The sequence below is a fragment of the Streptomyces coeruleofuscus genome, assembly GCF_039532725.1.
GTDB lineage: Bacteria > Actinomycetota > Actinomycetes > Streptomycetales > Streptomycetaceae > Streptomyces > Streptomyces coeruleofuscus.
On sequence record NZ_BAAASE010000009.1, the window covers coordinates 251,463 to 267,860 of the forward strand.

Sequence of the window (16,398 nt, forward strand, 5' to 3'; positions counted from 1 at the left end):
GCCGCTATCAGGCATTTTGTCTGCTTAGCATGCTTGCTCCGCGCCCCGCACGAGAGGACACCAGATGGCGCTGACGGGTCGTCAAAGACCACCGTCCGAGCATGCCTTCTCCCCGCACGACACCGTACTGCGCACCGCGGCACCGCATGTCGCCCGCCGTCGCTTCCTGACCGTCACCGCGGCGGCCGCGATGCTCGCCTTCTCCACCAACCGGCCGGCCCGCGGTGTCACCGCCGCTCCCGAGCTCGACGCGGCGCGGATCACCAACGACCCGTTCACCCTCGGCGTGGCATCCGGGGACCCGCTGCCCGACTCGGTGCTGATCTGGACCCGGCTCGCTCCCGAGCCGTTCGCGGAGGACGGCGGCCTGGGCCAGCAGCGGGTCGTCGTCCAGTGGGAAGTGGCCATGGACGAGTGGTTCGCCCTCGTCGTGCACCAGGGGGTCGCCACGGCCCACCCCGAGTACGCCCACAGCGTGCACGTCGACGTCAAGGGCATGATGCCGGACAGCCACTACTACTACCGGTTCCGGGTGGGCACCTGGATCAGCCCCGTCGGCCGCACCCGGACGGCGCCGGCCGAGGGCAGTGCGGCGGACAGCCTGCGACTGGCCGCTGTCGCCTGCCAGGCCTACCAGGACGGCTACTACACCGCCCATCGTCATCTGGCGCGGGAGGACGTCGACGTGGTCTTCCACCTCGGCGACTACCTGTACGAGTACCCGGTGGACTCCGCCGGCGGGGACCGCCGCTACACCGACCGCAAGCTGCCCGACGTGTTCAACCGCGAGACCACCACGCTGGCGGACTACCGGCTGCGCTACGCGCTCTACAAGAGCGACCCGGACCTCCAGGCCGCGCACGCCCGGCACCCGTTCGTCGTCACCTGGGACGATCACGAGACCGAGAACAACTACGCGGGCGCCATCGACGAGAAGGGCGGTCCTGCTGAGCAATTCCTGGTACGGCGTGCCGCCGCCTACCGGGCGTACTGGGAGAACCAGCCGCTGCGTGCCGAGCAGCTGCCGCAGGGGCCCGACGCCCGGTTGTACCGCCGGCTGGCCTGGGGCTCGCTCGCCCAGTTCGACATCCTCGACACCCGCCAGTACCGCTCCGACCAGGCCTACAACGACCGGCCGCACGCGCCGGGCCCCGAGTCCGACGATCCGGCCCGCACCCTCACCGGCGCCGCGCAGGAGCGCTGGCTGCTGGACGGCTGGCGGGACTCCGCCGCGCTGTGGCACGTGATGCCCCAGCAGGTGTGCTTCTCCCAGCGCAAGTTCGACCTGGCCGCGCCGGCCCGGGTCTCCATGGACGCCTGGGACGGCTACCGCGCCTCCCGCGACCGCGTCATGGCGGGCGCGAAGGCCGCGGGCGTCGACAACTGGATGGTCCTCACCGGCGACGTCCACGTCGGGTACGCCTTCGACATCAAGGACGACTTCGACGACCCGTCGTCCAGGACGGTGGGCACGGAATTCACCTGCACCTCCATCGCCAGCGGCGGGAACGGCTCCCGGAAGCCGACCGAGTGGGACACGTACATGAAGGTCAACCCTCACATGAAGTTCTTCGACGGCCGGCGCGGCTACATCCGGGTCGCGCTGGGTCGCGAGAACGCCCAGGCCGACTTCCGGACCGTCTCGGCCATCACGACGCCCGGGGGCACCGTCTCGACGGCTGCGTCCTTCGTCACGGAGGTGGGATCGCCCGGTCTGAAGCCCGCGTGACTCGCCCGGCGTCCGCAGTACTGCACTTGGCGCCCCTCCCCCGCGCCCAAGCGCGAAACGGGGCGGCCCGGGACATCACTCCGGGCCGTTCCGGCAAGGCCTGTGTCCTTGCGACAGTTCCAACGTGAGCGAAGGAGACACACCGAATGGTCCACAGACATACCGTGACCGGACGCCGGGCGGCCCTGACCGCGCTCGGCGCACTCGTCGCCACCGGGATCCCCTCGGCCGTGGCGGCCGAGCCGGCGCCCCCCGCGGGATCTCTGCCCTCGTCCGCCCAGACCCTCGGCGCCGACCGGCCGTCGGCTCCGGTACTGCGTGCTTTGCAGCGCGACCTCGGGCTCACCCCGGCCCAGGCGTCCCGGCGGCTGGTCAACGAGGCGGAGGCGGGCACCCGGGCGGGGCGACTGCGGAACGCGCTGGGCAACCGTTTCGCGGGGGCCTGGCTGCGCGGCGCGACGTCACAGGAGCTGGTCGTGGCGACCACCCAGGCGACGGATGTGCCCGTCATCAGGGCCCAGGGCGCCAAGGCGGCCGTCGTGAAGAAGACGCTCCGCGAGCTCCAGGCCGCGAAGCGGAAGCTGGACGCGGCGGCGGGTCGCGCCAGCACGCGTGACACGCCCCTGTGGTACGTCGACATTCCGGCGAACCGAGTCGCGGTGGAGGCCACGAACAAGGCTGCGGCCGCCGCCTTCGTCAAGGCCGCGGGCCTCGACGGCAAGAGCGTGGGCGTCAAGGTGACGGCGGACCGGCCGCGCCTTCTGGCGGAGATCACGGGCGGCGACGCCTACTACATCGACGGCTCCGCCCGCTGCTCCGTCGGCTTCTCCGTCACCAAGGGCGCCCAGCAGGGCTTCGCCTCGGCGGGGCACTGCGGCAGGAGCGGCGCCAGGACGACCGGGTTCAACAACGCGGAGCAAGGCACGATCCAGGCTTCCACGTTCCCCGGCAAGGACATGTCCTGGGTGGCCGTCAACGACCAGTGGACGACCACCCCGAACGTGAGGGTCGAGGGCGAGCAGAAGGTGCAGGTCACCGGCTCGGTCCAGGCGCTCGTCGGGGCCGCTGTCTGCCGCTCCGGTTCCACCACCGGGTGGCACTGCGGCCAGATCGAGCAGCACGACACCAGTGTCAGCTACGCCGAGGGCAGGGTGGACGGGCTGACCCGGACCACGGTGTGCGCCGAGCCGGGCGACTCCGGCGGGCCCTTCGTCGCGGGCGTCCAGGCGCAGGGCGTGACCTCCGGCGGCACGGGCGACTGCAGGAGCGGGGGGACCACCTTCTACCAGCCGATCAATCCCCTGCTCAGGGACTTCGGCCTCACGCTCAGGACCGCCGCCGTCCAGGCCTCGGCACCGGGGGACAACGTCACGCAGTCGTGGGCCGCCGGACGGGTCTATGAGGCCGGTGCGACGGTGAGCCACGCCGGTGTGCGCTACCGGTGCCTGCAGACCCACCAGGCCCAGGGCGTGTGGGCGCCCAGCCTCACTCCGGCCCTCTGGCAGCGGGTGTGACGAAGGGTCAGGGCTGTCCGGCGCCGGAGCGGCAGGTGCCGTCGGTGCCGGACGGGCCCCGCTACTCCTCCTCCGCCAGCAGCGCGTACGCGGTGGCCAGGAACGGGTCGTGGGCGCGGAAGCGGCGGGTGCACAGCGCCGCCAGGGCCGTGCCGGTGTCGGGGCGGAAGCCCAGGAACGCCTGCTGGCCGAGGGTCGCGCCGCTGTGGAAGTACATCGGTCCACCGCCGGTCGGGTGACAGAACCAGGCGATGGTGTGGACGTGCCGGTGCCCGATGCCCCGGCGGAGCACGGGGCGGCGCACCGCGCGCAGGGCGGCGGCCAGCTGCGTTGGCGCTCCGGTCGGGTCCAGGTGAGCCTCGATGAAGGTGAGCAGGTCGTGCGGCGTGGCCCGCACGGCCCCCGCCGCCTGGAAGCCCCCGGCGTCGAAGGGGGGCACGGGCGACTCGCCGTCCTTGCCGTGCCCGGGGGCGTCGAACCCGGAGTCGTCCGCCCGCAGAGTCGTGCCGTCGAGGCCGAGCGGGCTCAGGACCTGGTCGGTGAGCAGGTCCTCCCACGGTGTGCGGGTCGCTGCGGCCAGTGCGTGTCCGAGTACCGCGACGCCGTAGTTGGAGTAGCGCCAGCGGGTGCCGGGGCGGTGGCGGGGCCGGTGACGCAGGAAGGCGTCGACGACCCGGGCGGCGGGGAAGCGGGCGTAGGGGTTGGTGTGCCAGGCGGGCAGGCCCCGGAGATAGAAGCCGGCCGGCAGGGCGGGCAGCCCGGAGGTATGGGTGATCAGGTGGGCGAGCGTCACCGGGTTCGCACCGGCCGGCCGCCCCCTGGCCAGGAAGGCGGCGGCCGGTTCACCGCCGGACAACTCGCCGCTGTGGATCAGCCGGGCCAGCAGCAGGCCGGTGAACGTCTTGGCGGCCGAGCCGGTCTCGTAGCGGAGGTCCTCGCGGGGAAGCGGCGGGGGCGGGGCGGTACCGCCGCTCAGGACGGTGCGGCGGCCGTGCCGGGAGAGGGCGAAGACGACGTCGGGGGCGTCGGATGCGGCGACGGCGTCCGCGAGCCGCTCGGCGAGCGGGCCGTCGACCGGGGGCACGGCCGAGCGAGGGACGCGCCCGGCCGTGGTCGCGGCCGCGGGCTCCGCACGGGGGGCCGGGGGCTCATCCGCCGCCGTGTCACGCCTCGGCGGGGACTCGTCCGCCGACCGGGAACGCAGAGCCGGGGTCCGACCCGCCGGTGTGTCGCGCGGAACCCCCGGGCCCCCGTCCGTCGCCGTGTCCCACAGGGGCGGAAAGCCGTCCGCCAGTCTGGCACGCGGAGCCGGAGTCTCGGCGCCGTCGAGCGGTTCGCCGGGCCACGGAGTGTGCCGACGGGCCGTCATGAGGCCTGGACCAGCCGGGACAGGGACCGGGACGTGGCCAGGACAGAGGCGTAGGCGGCGACCAGGGTCGGGTGGTAGACGATGTCGAACACCTCGTCGGGGGCGCCCTGGGGCATCGTCCGCAGGGCGGGCATGGCCCCGTCGGGCTGCTGTGCGGCGGCGAAGCCCTCCCACGCCCGTTCGTCCAGGGTGGGCCGGGGCAGGCAGGCGTCGACCACCAGCAGTTCGCCGAGCAGGTCCCAGCGTTCCAGGTCCAGCCAGTCGTCGATCCAGACCGGCAGCCAGGTCGCGAGGTACTCCGCGGTGCCGGGCGGCAGGCCGTCCGGCCTCTCCCCCCAGTCGGTCAGGTGGAAGACGTTGTGCGTGACGTCGTAGGCGATGTGCCCTTCCACGGTCCAGGGCTCGGGGGTGCGGGCCAGCCAGGTGGTGTCCCGCAGTTCGGCTTCCGGAGGCCGGGGCGGGAGGCCGAACCGGCGCTGGAACGCGGACAGGCCGAGCCGCCGGGTGGGGGTCGCCTCGAACGCCACCCAGCTGTCCAGCCGGTGGTTCAGGCGGGCCGCCCGCTCGATCTCCGGCTGGCTGTAGCCGAGTTCCTTGAAGGGCAGGTACACCTCGAACGGGATGGGGGAGAGCGGCTCCGTGAGCTGCCCCCGCACCAGCATGCGGCCGCCGTCCAGCGTCTCGCGCCAGGCGTGGTCGAGGAGTTGCCGGGCCAGCTGCGCCTGGCGCGATCCGGCGACACCCTCGCGGAACAGCACCTTGCAGATCATGGCGAGTTCGCCGATGGGTTTGAAGCGTTCCAGGAAGCCGATCTCCGGGTCGACGTCGGGTTCCAGCTGGAATCCGTCGCGGTGGGCCCACAGCCATTCCAGCGCGCCGGCTCCGACGTTGTGGATCAGGCGGGTGTCGGTCATCCCAGCACTCCTTGTCCGCCGGGCCGGTGGTGCGTGCCCGCCCGGGCTCCGTCGTCGAGCCGCCCGGTGGTCAGGGTTGCGGCGAAGGCGGCCATGAGGGTGGGGTGGTAGTGGGAGAGGAAGTCCGGGCCGATGTCGTGGTCCGTGCCGCCCCCCTGCTCCGGGATCGCGCCGGAGGGGTGCTGTACGGCCGCGATCCGCGCCCAGGCGTCCTGGAGGACATACCGTTCGGGCAGCAGGGGCAGGCTCGCCGCCACGGCCAGCAGCTCGCAGCCGAGGTCCCACATCCCGGCGTCCAGACAGGTGTCGAGCCAGGGCGGCAGCCAGTCGGCGAGGTAGTCGGCCACGTCCGGGGGGACGCCCCCGGGCCCGGCGCGTCCCCAGTCGGTCAGGTGGAAGACCACGTGGGTGAGGGAGTAGCCCGAGGACGCCTCGAAGGTCCAGGGCTCGGGCAGCCCGGCCAGCCAGGTGCGCCGCAGTGCCTGCGGCATCGCGTCGGATTCCCGGATGCCGCTGCGGATCTCGGCGTTCAGGACACCGAGCCGCCGCGTGGGCTCCTGCTCGGTCAGCTGCCAGCCGCGGGTGCGGGCCACCGTGGCGGTGGCCGCCTCGTACCCGGAGTGCCGCAGGCCCGCCGCGGCCATGGCGGCGTACACCTCCAACGGGTAGGTGGCGAAGGGCTCCAGCCGTTGCAGGCGCAGGAACAGCTCTCCCTGGCCGGTCTGCTGCCACGCGAAGGCCATCAGGTCCGCGGCGCACGCGTGGAGCGGATCCGGCGGCGCGGTGTGCCGGGACACGGTGGCGCACACCTGGGCCAGTTCCCCCAGCGGCTTCCAGCTGCGGTTCACCTGTCCGTCGGCGGCCAGCGCGTCCTCGCCCAGCGCGAACTGCTCACGATGAGCGGACACCCATGCCAGGGCGTCCTCGGCCACCTGCCGTGTCCCCCGTGACTCCCTCACACGAACGCTCCCGCCCGTGCCATCCGTGCCGCCCCTACCTGCAGCGCCACGAGTGGGTCCTGACCGCCCATCAGCTCCACGAAGTCCAGGCCGTTCTCGAGTCCCAGCGTCTGCGGTACGCCCTCCAGCAGGGTCAGCCAGCGTCCGGCGCCGGCCGCCTGCCGCCAGTCCCTGCGGCGTACCGCGCGCACGAAGCCACGGGCGACGTCGACCGGACGCTGACCGGCCGCGCGGGCGACCGCGCAGTCCTCGCCGGGCAGGGCGAGGGCGGCCAGCACCGCGAGCTGGTGCGTGAGGACTTGCCAGGTGGCGCCCTCCAGCCAGGCGGCGTCGGGTTCGCCGTCCGGGCCGTCGGCGTGGCCCGGGTCGAGCCGCCGCAGCGTACGCCGCATGGCCCAATGGCTCCACACGACGGCGGGGGCGGCGCCGGGGCCGGGCGGGTAGGCCTCCACGGCCTTCCGGAACACGGCGAGTTCGCCGGGCAGGGGCGTGGCGTGCAGAAGGGTGCCCGGCAGCAACGCGTCGGCTCCCAGCACGCGTACGGCCGCAAGGGTGAGGCCCTCCGCTTCCACGTCGGCCACCGCCGGGGCGGCCGCACGAGCGTGGTCTCCGCTCCGAAGAGCGGAGACCACGCCGGAAGCGAGTTCCTGCACCGCGCCCTGCAAGAGGGACGAAGTGCCTGACTGCTCCATGGTCACTCCTGTCGATCCACTCAACCCTTCTTGGGGCGCGGGGTGGGCGGCGACAGAAGCAGACCGTATCCGCCCTTGAACAGCGCGAGTGCGGCGCACTCACGGCTGTCGCGGTAGATGCCGTCGGTTTCTGCCGGGTCGAGTGCCGCCTCGATGTCGGCACTCTGGATGCCCGTCAGTTCCTCGGTGAACTTCTCGGTGGAAGTCATTGCACCATCTCCTTGGGGAAGCGGATGCTTTCTCCTCTAGTGCACCCGATATGGACATTTCATGCCAACTTACCCAAGAGTTTATTTTCGTAACATATTCAACATATGTCACATAAGTTACAGCGATGCCGGTACTTGACGCCGGGACGACCCGTGTCGGCATGCAGCGCCCGCACCTGACAAGGTGTCGGGGGACGGCCGCGGCGAGCGACCGTCCCCGTGGTGCGCCCGGTCAGGGCCAACTCCCCGCCGGCCACGCCGTGGAGACCACCTGCTCAGCCTCGCGCCACGACCCGCAGGGTGCGGACGGAGGAGTCCGCCGCGTCGGGGATGAGGACGCCGTGCTCGACGCCGCTGCGCAGGTAGTCCAGGACCTCGTCGGTGACGACCTCACCGGGTGCCACCACGGGAACGCCCGGCGGGTAGGGGCTGATCATCTCCGCGGAGATCCGTCCGGCGGCCCGCTCGGCGGGCACGTGCTCGACCGGGGCGAAGAACGCCTCGCGGGGCAGCATCGCCTGCTCCAGCTCCAGCGCCGAGGGCTCGGGCAGATGGACCGGCGGCCGCCGCTCGATGGTGTCCGCCCGCTCGACGAGCGCGGCGAGGGCGTCCACCAGGACCGTCTCCGTCTCGTCGTCGTCCGCGTAGGTGATGGAGGCGCTGATGCGGCAGGTGTCCGAGCCACCGACGTCCACGTGGCGGTGGGTGCGCAGCCACTCCGCGGCCTGCATCCCGCTGATGCCGAGCTTGCGTACGTCGATGACGAGCTTGAGCGGATCGAGGTCGGCGGTGAGCCCCTCCTCCACGACCTCACGGCCCATGGGCCGCAGACCCGGCAGGTCGGCGACCACCGCCCGGATGCGTTCGGCGCGGCGGATGGCGGCTTCCAGGAGCTCGTGCCCCTGTTCGACCATTTGGCGGCGCCAGCCGTCGAGCGTGGCGTAGACGAGGGAGGAAGCGCTGGTCGTGCCGAGCAGGTCCTCCCGCTGTTTGAGGGCCTCGGGCGAGACGCGGTCGTACTGGAGGTGGAAGACGGAGCTCTGTTCGACGGCCCCGCCCATCTTGTGCACGCTGGTCACCACCAAGTCGGCCTCGGCGTCCATGCCCCAGGCGGGCAGGGCAGGGTGGAACGGCAGGTGTGCGCCCCATGCCTCGTCGACGATGACGGGGACGTCGAACTCGTGGCACACCCGGGCCACTCCCCCGATGTCCGCGCAGGAGCCCCAGTCGGTGGGCGTGATGAGCAGCATGCCCTTGGCGTCCGGGTGTTCCCGGAGCCGTCGGCGGACGTCGTCGGGCTCGGGCGGGTGGGCCAGGTGCCGTTCGGCGTCGAACTTCGGATGCACCCAGATCGGCTCGACGCCGTTGACGACGACGGCAGCGATGACGGACTTGTGGGCGTTGCGCGACAGCAGCAGCTTCTCGCCCGGGCCGGCCGCGGCGATCATGGCCGTCTTCACGGACAGGGAGCTGCCGCAGGTGGAGAAGAACGCGTGCTCGGCACCGACCGCGTCCGCCATCAGCTCCTGGGCCCGGCTGAGGACGCCCTGCGACTGGCGGCGGTCGTCGAGGCCGTTGAGGGAGAGCACGTCGGAACGGAACACGTCGAGCCCGACGATCTCCGCGACCCGGGGGTCCACTCCCCTGCCCTGCTTGTGGCCCGGCGGGCCGTAGGCGATGTCGCCGCGGCGCCGGAAGTCCTCCAGCGCCTCCAGGACGGGCACGCGCGAGTGGTCCATGGTTCCTCCCGGATCCGCCCGCCGGCCGCCGCCGCGGCGTCCACGCTGTCGTGGCCCGGCGGGTACACCGACCGTGTTGCACTCGGGCACCGGTCGAAACGCGGCGGGTGCGAGGGCAACGGGCTGGGCCTGTTCAGGGCACGGCCGCCCGGGTCGAAGCGCGGCGGGTGACGCAGGCACCCGGCGTGAACCCGCCAAGAGGCACGACCGCACCGGCCGAAAGGCGGCGAGTACCGCGGCAGGGCGGAACCGGCCCGGGACACGGCGGTGCCACCGCGGCCGCCGGCGGAGACCCTGCCCACAGGCACCGCACCAGAAGAAACACAGCTGGCATCACGGCAGGGCGGACACAGCCGCACCGAGGAATCACCGCGGGTGCCGCCCGCACCCGGGGCGGACCAGCCCATAGGCACGACCGCACCAGACGAAGCACAGCGAGTACCACCGGGGAACCCCCAGCGGCACATCCGCACCGAAGACAACACGGGCGTGCCTCCGCACCCGGCAGAGACCCTGCCCACAGGCACAACCGCACCAGAGGACACAGCGAGTATGGCGGGAGGAAGAGACCCGCCAAGAGTCACGCGCCGCCCGGTGGGAGCGCGGCGGGTGTCGCCGCACCGGGCGGTGAAACCCGGTCGGGGACACACCGCAGCCGACGCCGGGGAGGCCCCTGTGGACCGCACGCGTGAGGACGTACACCAAGCCGTCCGGGAGGAGGTGGCGGTCCGGGCCGACGCGCTGTGGGGTGTGGCCTCACGGCTGCACGCCGACCCCGAGTACGCCTTCGCCGAGCACCGGGCGGCGGCCCTGCTGTCCGGTGAGCTGGAACGAGCCGGTTTCGCCGTGGAGCGTGGCGTGGCGGGGATGCCGACCGCGTTCACCGCGCGCTCGGGCCGGGGCCGGCCCGCGGTGGCGCTGCTGCTGGAGTACGACGCCCTGCCCGGCCTCGGCCACGCGTGCGGCCACAACCTCATCGCGGCGGCGGGCCTGGGAGCCGCGCTGGCGGTGGGGGCCGTGGCGGAGGAGTCCGCCGGGTCGGTGCTGGCGGTGGGCACGCCCGCCGAGGAGGGCGGAGGTGGCAAGGCCCTGGAGGTGGAGGCGGGGGTGTTCGACGGCGTCGACGCGGCACTGATGTTCCATCCGGGCGTCTACAGCTGGGCGCGGGCGCCGCTGACCGCGCAGGTGCAGTACCGGGTGGCCTTCCACGGCCGGGCCGCGCACCCCACGGGGAACCCGACGGAGGGCATCGACGCGCTCGCGGCGCTGGTGGAGCTGTTCAACGTGCTGGCCGTGCTGGGGCGGCGGCTGCCGGAGGGCTCGCACGTGCAGGGCATCGTCACCCAGGGCGGCACCGCCACGAACATCGTCCCGGAGTACGCCGAGGGCCTGTTCGGTCTGCGCGCGGCCACGACGCCGGCGCTGGAGGACCTCACGGACCGGCTGCGGGAGTGTGCCGACGGCGTGGCCCGGGCCACGGGCACCACTGCCGAGGTGGAGCGGGCCACCGTGCGCTACGAGCACTTCCGGGACAGCGAGGCGCTGTCCGAGCGGTTCGCCGCGCATCTGTCGCGGGCCGGGATCCCGCTGTCCCCGCCCGTGCCCGGCGTGTACCTGGGGTCGTCCGACATCGGGAACGTCAGCACGCGAGTGCCCGCCATCCACCCGTTCGTCGCGATCATGGACGAGGACGGTTCCGACCACACCCCGGAGTTCGCCGAGGCCGCCGCCTCTCCCCGGGCCCGCGAGGTGCTGGTCGCCGCGACGGGGGCCCTCGCGTGCACCGCCGTGGACGTCCTGCTGTCCGAGGAGCTGCGCGAGGAGGCCTGGGCGCGGCACCGGGCGGCGCGAACGGGGTGAGTGCTTCCGCCCCCGGTGGGGAACCCGGCGAACGCCGTACCCACCGACACCCTGGAGAGGGCCATGAGTCTGTTGCGCGTCCTCGGCCGTCCCATGCTGGCCTCGATGTTCCTCACGGGCGGCCTGAACTCCGTCCGCGACCCGAAGGAGGTCGCCCCGGTCGCCGAGCCCGTCGTACAACCGGTCACCGAACGCGTCTCGGCGCTGCCGGACCGCACCGAGCAGGTCGTACGGCTGAACGGCGCCGTGCAGGTCGTGGCCGGGCTGATGCTGGCCACCGGGCGCATGCCGCGTCCGGCCGCGCTGGCCATCGCGGCCACGCTGGTGCCGACGACGCTGGCGGGGCACCGCTTCTGGGAGACGGAGGATCCTTCGGAGCGGGCCCAGCAGCGGATCCACTTCTTCAAGAACATGTCCATGCTCGGCGGGCTGCTGATCGCCGCGGACGACACCGGCGCCCGCCCCTCGGTGCTGTGGCGTGGCAGCCACGCCGCCCGTGGCCTGCGACGGGACGCGGGCCTGGTGCGGCGCTCCGTCCGCGCCACCACGGGCCCGGCCGCGGCGGCCGGGCGTGTCCGGGCCAAGCTCCCGGTCTGAGCCATCGATGGGGCCTCGCCCCCGGACCGCGCGTTAGCCCCCTGGGGCCTTGGGGACCCGGGGGCTGGAGGTGAAGGACATGGGACACGGAGGAAACGTCATCGACGAGCTGGTGACCGATCACCGCGAAGTCGAGGAGATGTTCGGCAAGATCGAGGCACTGCCGTCCGGCCACAAGGACCGCAAGACGTACGCGGACCAGGTCACGATCGAGCTGGTGCGGCACTCGGTGGCCGAGGAGGCCTACCTCTATCCGGCCGTACGCGAGCACGTGGCCAACGGTGACGCTCTCGCCGACCAGGAGCTCGAGGACCACGCCACGGCCGAGCGGATCATGAAGGACCTGGAGGGCTGTGACCCGGGCGACGCCGACTTCGACCGGCTGATGGGCATGCTGATGAGCGAGATCCGCTCGCACATCGCCGACGAGGAGGGCAACCTCTTCCCAGCCCTGCGGCAGGCCTGCCCGATGGACGCGCTCAACGAGCTGGGCGAGAAGGTCCGGAAGGCGAAGAAGACCGCCCCGACCCGGCCCCACCCGGCCGCCCCCGACAAGCCTCCGGCCAACAAGCTCCTGGCTCCGGGCACCGGGATGATCGACCGGCTGCGCGACGCGCTGACCGGTCGCGGCAAGTCCGAGTAGAGCGGCCGCTGCCGCACACCGCGGTACAGGAGAAGGGCCCGTCGCCCCGGCGACGGGCCCTTCTCTGTCCGCTGTGGCCGCCGTCACGTGCCGCGGCCCGGGCGAGGTTCATGATCGACAACTGTGATCAACCACACTCGCGACCTCAAATGCCTGGAGGCTGGAGGCGGTTGGGACGCGTGGGGGCGGTGGACGAGGTACGGATGGATCCGACTCGGGGGTCTGCTCTGCCACGATGGTCGGCGCCGTATCCGGCGAGGGGAACCACCGCGCAGCGCAGCCGGTGCTTCTCGTTCCCCCCGCCCTCCTCCTCCTGAGTCCTCCGACTCGTCTTGCGAGTACAGCACTGTGTCTTCGTCGCCCTCCCCTGCCCTGCCCGCCTCGCGCTCGCCCTGGCGGTCGCTGCGGTACCGCAGCATGCGCTGGTGGTCCGTCGCGAACTTCGTGTCGAACGCCGGTACGTGGATGCAGCTCACGGTCCAGAACCTGCTGGTCCTCGAGATCACCGGGTCCGCCGCCGCGACGGGGCTGTCCATGTCCGTCCAGGCAGCCCCTGCCCTGCTGATGAGCGTCCTCGGCGGCGCGGCCGTCGACCGGTGGCCCCGCAAGCTGACCGCGACCGTGAGCCAGGCACTGCTCGGCGCGATCGCCTTCACGACGGCCGTACTCGTGGCGCTGGACCGGCTCGACATGACCTCCCTGATGGTGCTGGCCGCCGTCACGGGCGTCGTCGCGACCGTCGACAACCCGGCGTGTGCGCTGCTGGGCAACGATCTCGTCCCGCCGGAGGACGTGCCCTCGGCCATCGGGGTCGGGGCGCTGGTGCACCAGTCGGGCCGGCTCGTGGGAGCGGCCATGGCCGGTGTCGCGGTGGGGTTCCTCGGCACGTCCGCGGCGTACTTCGCGAACGGTGTGTCGTTCCTGTTCGTGGCCTCGGTCATTCCGTTCCTGCGGCCGGCTGCCGGGGCGGTGCGGGAGGTCGCCGTGGGCCCGAAGCGCACCGGCTCGGACATGTCCGTACGCGAGGGGCTGGCCTTCTTCGCGCGCCGACCGCGTCTGATGGCGCTCGCCGGGGTGACCGGGATCAGCGCGGTGTTCGGCCGCAACTACGGGCTCACCCTGGCCGTGCTCGTCACCGGGCCGCTCGCGGGCGGTGCCGGTTCGTTCGGCACGGTGTCGACCGTGCTCGCCGTCGGCGGCATCGTCGGCGCGGTCCTCGGCGCCCGGCTGCGCCGGCCGTCCGTGCGGCTCGTGGGGGCGCTGGCGGCGGCCGGGGCACTGCTCCAGGTGGTGGCGGGGCTGTCGCCGTCCCTCGCGGTGCTGATCGTGCTCGTACTGCCGATGGCCGTGGTGGAGTCCGTCTCCGACACCGCCGGCACGGCCGTCCTCCAGACCGACCCGCCCGCCCACCTGCGGGGGCGCGTGCTGGGCGTGTGGGGCAGCATCGGCACGGTGTGGAGCCTGGGCGGCCCGCCCGCGCTCGGCCTCCTCATGGAACTGGCCGGCGCCCGCGGCGCCCTCGTCACCGGCGGCCTGCTCATCGCCGGCTCGATCGGCGCGGGCTGCCTGCTGCGACAGCGCCGCACCACGACACCGGTGGTCATCCGGACGGAGGAGGGCGACGTCCAGGGCCGGCCGGCGCTGAGCACGGCGGCCTGAGCGGGCGCGTGGCGGGGGCGCAGGGGCTGGTGGCGGCGACCGGCTGAGGCGGATTCCGGGGCCCGCACGGCGGCCGGACGCGGCTGCCGGAGGGCCGGGGCAGCCTGAGCGGTCGTCGGCGCTGCCGCCGACGGGCCGGGAGGGCCGCACGGCTGATCGGCCGCCACAGCATGGAGAGACCCGGCCAGGTCGCGGAGATCGACCGACCGAGCTGCCGCCGAGCGGGGCGCCGCAGGGTCCGAGCAACTGATCGGCCGAGCTGCCCCGACAGGGCCGCAGGGTCCCATGATCGGTCGGCCGGACCGCCCCGGCAGGGCCCCAGAGCCACACGACTGCCCCGACAGGACCAAGCGCCCCACAACCGATCGGCCCGACTGCCCCAGGCGGGGCGCCTCAGCGGCAGATCAGTCGTTATGTCGTCATGTTGTCATGTCGTCACGAACCCGACGGCCGCAGAGCCACCGTCGCCGCCTTCGCCGCCCGGCGGGTCAGCAACGTCGTGGAGCGGCCGTCGAGGTAGGGCAGGACCACGGCCTGGCCGCCCCAGGTGCGGAGTGCCTCCGCCTCGGGCAGGTCCTGGACGGAGTAGTCGCCGCCCTTGACCCAGACGTCCGGGCGCAGCCGGGCCAGTACCGCTTCGGGGGTGTCCTCCTCGAAGACCACGACGGCGTCGACGCTGCCGAGCGCGGCGAGGACGCGGGCGCGGTCCGCCGCCGGGTTGAGGGGGCGGCCCGGGCCCTTGCGGCGGGTGACGGACGCGTCGGAGTTCAGGCACACGATGAGGCAGTCGCCGATGCGCCGGGCGCTCTCCAGCAGGCCGACGTGACCCGCGTGCACCAGGTCGAAGCAGCCGCCGGTGGCGACCACGGTGCCGCCCCGGGCCCGGACGCTCTCCGCGAGGGCGAACGCGTCGGTCGCGGCGTCGTCCGCGGGGCCGGGCGGCGGCTCGGTCCGCCACAGGTCGGGGTTGCCCGCGCCGCCGGCCGCGACGAACGCGGCGGCCTCGGCGACGGCCCGTTGCAGCGCCTCCTCGGGGAGCAGGCCGTCGGCGAGGGCCGCCGCCGTCGTCGCGGCGAAGCAGTCGCCCGCGCCGCACGGGTCCCCGGCGGCCCGGTAGGGCACGGGCACGAGCATCGGCGTACCGGAGCCGGGCCGGGCCAGCAGCACCCCGCGGTCACCGAGGGTGACGGCTACTCCCGCCGCGCGCCACCGCTCCGCGAGCCGCGTCCCGCGCTCGGCGTACGCGCCCAGCGACGTCCCTCCGGAGCCGGGGTGCATGGCTCGTGCCTCCGCCGCGTTCGGGGTGACGAGCCGGGCTCCGTGCACGGGCGGGTCGCCCTTGGGGTGCGGGTCCCAGACCAGGGGTGTGCGGCGGGCGGCGTCCTCCAGGTACGGCCGCAGGGCGCCCGCGGTGTGGCGCCCGTAGTCGGCGACGAGGATCGCGCGGGCGTTCGCCAGTGCCTCCCGGACCGCGTCGTCGGGTTCGCCGGGGGTGCCGCCGCCCCGGTCGATGCGGACGACGGGCCGGCCGCCCGCGAGGACGCGGGTCTTGACCGGCAGGGTGCCCTTGAGCGGCAGCTCCAGCAGCCGGACCCGGCCGCGCAGGTCACGCCGCACGGCCTCGCTGGCGTCGTCGTCGCCGAGCGCGGTCACCAGGACCACGTCCCGGCCGCCGCGCGCGGCGAGGGCGGCGGCCAGTCCGGCTCCCCCCGGGTGCCGCCGGTCGCCGGTGACGTCGACGACGGGGGCGGGGGCGTCCGGGGAGAGCCGGGTGGAGACGCCTTCGATGTCCTCGTCGAGGAGGACGTCTCCGACGACCGCGAGCGGTTCCGGTCCGGTCATGGCGTGCTCCCGTGGGTGATGACCGTGCGCCGTGCGAGCGGTGTCGACACGGCCGTGTCGAAGCACTCGCAGAGCAGGTGGACGGCGACGAGGTGGATCTCCTGGACGTTCGCGGTGCTGCCGGCGTCGACGCACAGGGCTTCGTGGGCGGCTTCCGCGAGGGGGTTAGGGCCGCGCCCGGTGAGCGCCCAGACGTGCAGTCCGGCCTGCCGGGCGGTCACGGCCGCGGCGATGAGGTTGGCGCTGCGGCCGGAGGTGGACAGCAGCATCAGGATGTCGCCGGGGCGGCCGTGGGCGCTGACCTGCCGGGCGTAGACGTGGTCGAAGCCGTAGTCGTTGCCGATGGCGGTCACGCTGGAGGTCTCGGCGTGCAGGGCGAGAGCGGAGTAGGCGCGGCGTTCCTGGCGGTAGCGGCCGACCAGTTCGGCGGTGAGGTGCTGGGCCTGGGCGGCGCTGCCGCCGTTGCCCGCGGCGAGCAGGCGGCCGCCGCCGGTGAGGACACCGGCGAGCCGGCTGCCCCAGTCCGCGATCCGTTCGAGGCCGTGCCCGCGGAACCGGCCGAGTGCCTCGTCCAGTGACCGGCAGTGCAGGCGGGCGGCATCGAGCGCGGGGTGTGCAGGGTGTTCGCTCATGCTGTTCGGGCGTGCCGCCGCCCCGTGGACGGTGGCGGAC

At 73.5% G+C, this 16,398-nt stretch carries 14 protein-coding genes; 6 read left to right on the forward strand and 8 right to left on the reverse strand.

The window, feature by feature from the left end; genetic code table 11:
• Positions 1-64: 64 nt before the first annotated feature.
• Entirely contained in the window at positions 65-1,729 is a 1,665-nt protein-coding gene (locus ABFX81_RS32005; RefSeq protein WP_086848412.1) for an alkaline phosphatase D family protein, read from the forward strand.
• Between the two features lie 146 nt (positions 1,730-1,875).
• Positions 1,876-3,243 (forward strand): alpha-lytic protease prodomain-containing protein, encoded by a 1,368-nt coding sequence (locus ABFX81_RS32010; protein ID WP_086848415.1) that lies wholly within the window; start codon positions 1,876-1,878, stop codon positions 3,241-3,243.
• Between the two features lie 61 nt (positions 3,244-3,304).
• On the opposite strand, the gene ABFX81_RS32015 is transcribed toward ABFX81_RS32010, so the two are convergent.
• The 6 genes from ABFX81_RS32015 to ABFX81_RS32040 form a co-directional block, all read right to left on the reverse strand.
• Positions 3,305-4,327, reverse strand: coding sequence for a serine hydrolase domain-containing protein (locus ABFX81_RS32015; protein ID WP_346139025.1), 1,023 nt, complete (start codon positions 4,325-4,327; stop codon positions 3,305-3,307).
• A gap of 281 nt (positions 4,328-4,608) precedes the next feature.
• Positions 4,609-5,526 (reverse strand): DUF6895 family protein, encoded by a 918-nt coding sequence (locus ABFX81_RS32020; RefSeq protein WP_346139026.1) that lies wholly within the window; start codon positions 5,524-5,526, stop codon positions 4,609-4,611.
• Positions 5,523-6,485, reverse strand: a complete 963-nt coding sequence (locus tag ABFX81_RS32025; protein ID WP_346139027.1) for a DUF6895 family protein — start codon at positions 6,483-6,485, stop codon at positions 5,523-5,525. Before ABFX81_RS32025 ends, ABFX81_RS32020 begins: the two co-directional genes overlap by 4 nt.
• Complete coding sequence (locus tag ABFX81_RS32030; RefSeq protein WP_346139028.1) at positions 6,482-7,177, reverse strand: hypothetical protein; 696 nt, start codon at positions 7,175-7,177, stop codon at positions 6,482-6,484. Before ABFX81_RS32030 ends, ABFX81_RS32025 begins: the two co-directional genes overlap by 4 nt.
• Before the next feature lie 20 nt (positions 7,178-7,197).
• A complete protein-coding gene (locus ABFX81_RS32035; RefSeq protein ID WP_020270673.1) occupies positions 7,198-7,386 on the reverse strand; it encodes a hypothetical protein in 189 nt (62 codons plus the stop codon).
• A 275-nt stretch (positions 7,387-7,661) separates the two neighbouring features.
• Complete coding sequence (locus tag ABFX81_RS32040) at positions 7,662-9,125, reverse strand: aminotransferase class I/II-fold pyridoxal phosphate-dependent enzyme (RefSeq protein WP_346139029.1); 1,464 nt, start codon at positions 9,123-9,125, stop codon at positions 7,662-7,664.
• A 609-nt stretch (positions 9,126-9,734) separates the two neighbouring features.
• Here ABFX81_RS32040 and ABFX81_RS32045 point away from each other — a divergent pair.
• From ABFX81_RS32045 to ABFX81_RS32060, 4 genes are all read left to right on the forward strand, one after another.
• A complete protein-coding gene (locus tag ABFX81_RS32045) occupies positions 9,735-10,985 on the forward strand; it encodes an amidohydrolase (RefSeq protein ID WP_428837232.1) in 1,251 nt (416 codons plus the stop codon).
• Between the two features lie 63 nt (positions 10,986-11,048).
• Positions 11,049-11,582 carry a DoxX family membrane protein gene (locus ABFX81_RS32050; protein WP_086844805.1) on the forward strand — a complete coding sequence of 178 codons (534 nt, stop codon included), beginning with the start codon at positions 11,049-11,051 and terminating at the stop codon, positions 11,580-11,582.
• Positions 11,583-11,661: 79 nt separating this feature from the next.
• Positions 11,662-12,225 (forward strand): hemerythrin domain-containing protein, encoded by a 564-nt coding sequence (locus ABFX81_RS32055; protein WP_086844803.1) that lies wholly within the window; start codon positions 11,662-11,664, stop codon positions 12,223-12,225.
• Positions 12,226-12,642: 417 nt separating this feature from the next.
• Positions 12,643-13,884 (forward strand): MFS transporter, encoded by a 1,242-nt coding sequence (locus tag ABFX81_RS32060; RefSeq protein ID WP_428837239.1) that lies wholly within the window; start codon positions 12,643-12,645, stop codon positions 13,882-13,884.
• A 435-nt stretch (positions 13,885-14,319) separates the two neighbouring features.
• Here ABFX81_RS32060 and rfaE2 read toward each other — a convergent pair whose 3' ends face one another.
• A complete protein-coding gene (gene rfaE2, locus ABFX81_RS32065) occupies positions 14,320-15,726 on the reverse strand; it encodes a D-glycero-beta-D-manno-heptose 1-phosphate adenylyltransferase (RefSeq protein WP_346139030.1) in 1,407 nt (468 codons plus the stop codon).
• On the reverse strand, positions 15,723-16,358 hold the full coding sequence (locus tag ABFX81_RS32070) for a D-sedoheptulose-7-phosphate isomerase (protein ID WP_346139031.1): 636 nt from the start codon (positions 16,356-16,358) through the stop codon (positions 15,723-15,725). Before ABFX81_RS32070 ends, rfaE2 begins: the two co-directional genes overlap by 4 nt.
• Positions 16,359-16,398: the final 40 nt, after the last annotated feature.

Bases quoted from the DNA above. Each gene is read 5' to 3' on its own strand.
- ABFX81_RS32005 (WP_086848412.1), top strand. From the start codon at position 65: ATGGCGCTGACGGGTCGTCAAAGACCACCGTCCGAGCATGCCTTCTCC.
- ABFX81_RS32040 (WP_346139029.1), bottom strand. From the start codon at position 9,125: ATGGACCACTCGCGCGTGCCCGTCCTGGAGGCGCTGGAGGACTTCCGG.
- ABFX81_RS32020 (WP_346139026.1), bottom strand. From the start codon at position 5,526: ATGACCGACACCCGCCTGATCCACAACGTCGGAGCCGGCGCGCTGGAA.
- rfaE2 (WP_346139030.1), bottom strand. From the start codon at position 15,726: ATGACCGGACCGGAACCGCTCGCGGTCGTCGGAGACGTCCTCCTCGAC.
- ABFX81_RS32050 (WP_086844805.1), top strand. From the start codon at position 11,049: ATGAGTCTGTTGCGCGTCCTCGGCCGTCCCATGCTGGCCTCGATGTTC.
- ABFX81_RS32035 (WP_020270673.1), bottom strand. From the start codon at position 7,386: ATGACTTCCACCGAGAAGTTCACCGAGGAACTGACGGGCATCCAGAGT.
- ABFX81_RS32060 (WP_428837239.1), top strand. From the start codon at position 12,643: ATGCGCTGGTGGTCCGTCGCGAACTTCGTGTCGAACGCCGGTACGTGG.
- ABFX81_RS32055 (WP_086844803.1), top strand. From the start codon at position 11,662: ATGGGACACGGAGGAAACGTCATCGACGAGCTGGTGACCGATCACCGC.
- ABFX81_RS32030 (WP_346139028.1), bottom strand. From the start codon at position 7,177: ATGGAGCAGTCAGGCACTTCGTCCCTCTTGCAGGGCGCGGTGCAGGAA.
- ABFX81_RS32070 (WP_346139031.1), bottom strand. From the start codon at position 16,358: ATGAGCGAACACCCTGCACACCCCGCGCTCGATGCCGCCCGCCTGCAC.
- ABFX81_RS32010 (WP_086848415.1), top strand. From the start codon at position 1,876: ATGGTCCACAGACATACCGTGACCGGACGCCGGGCGGCCCTGACCGCG.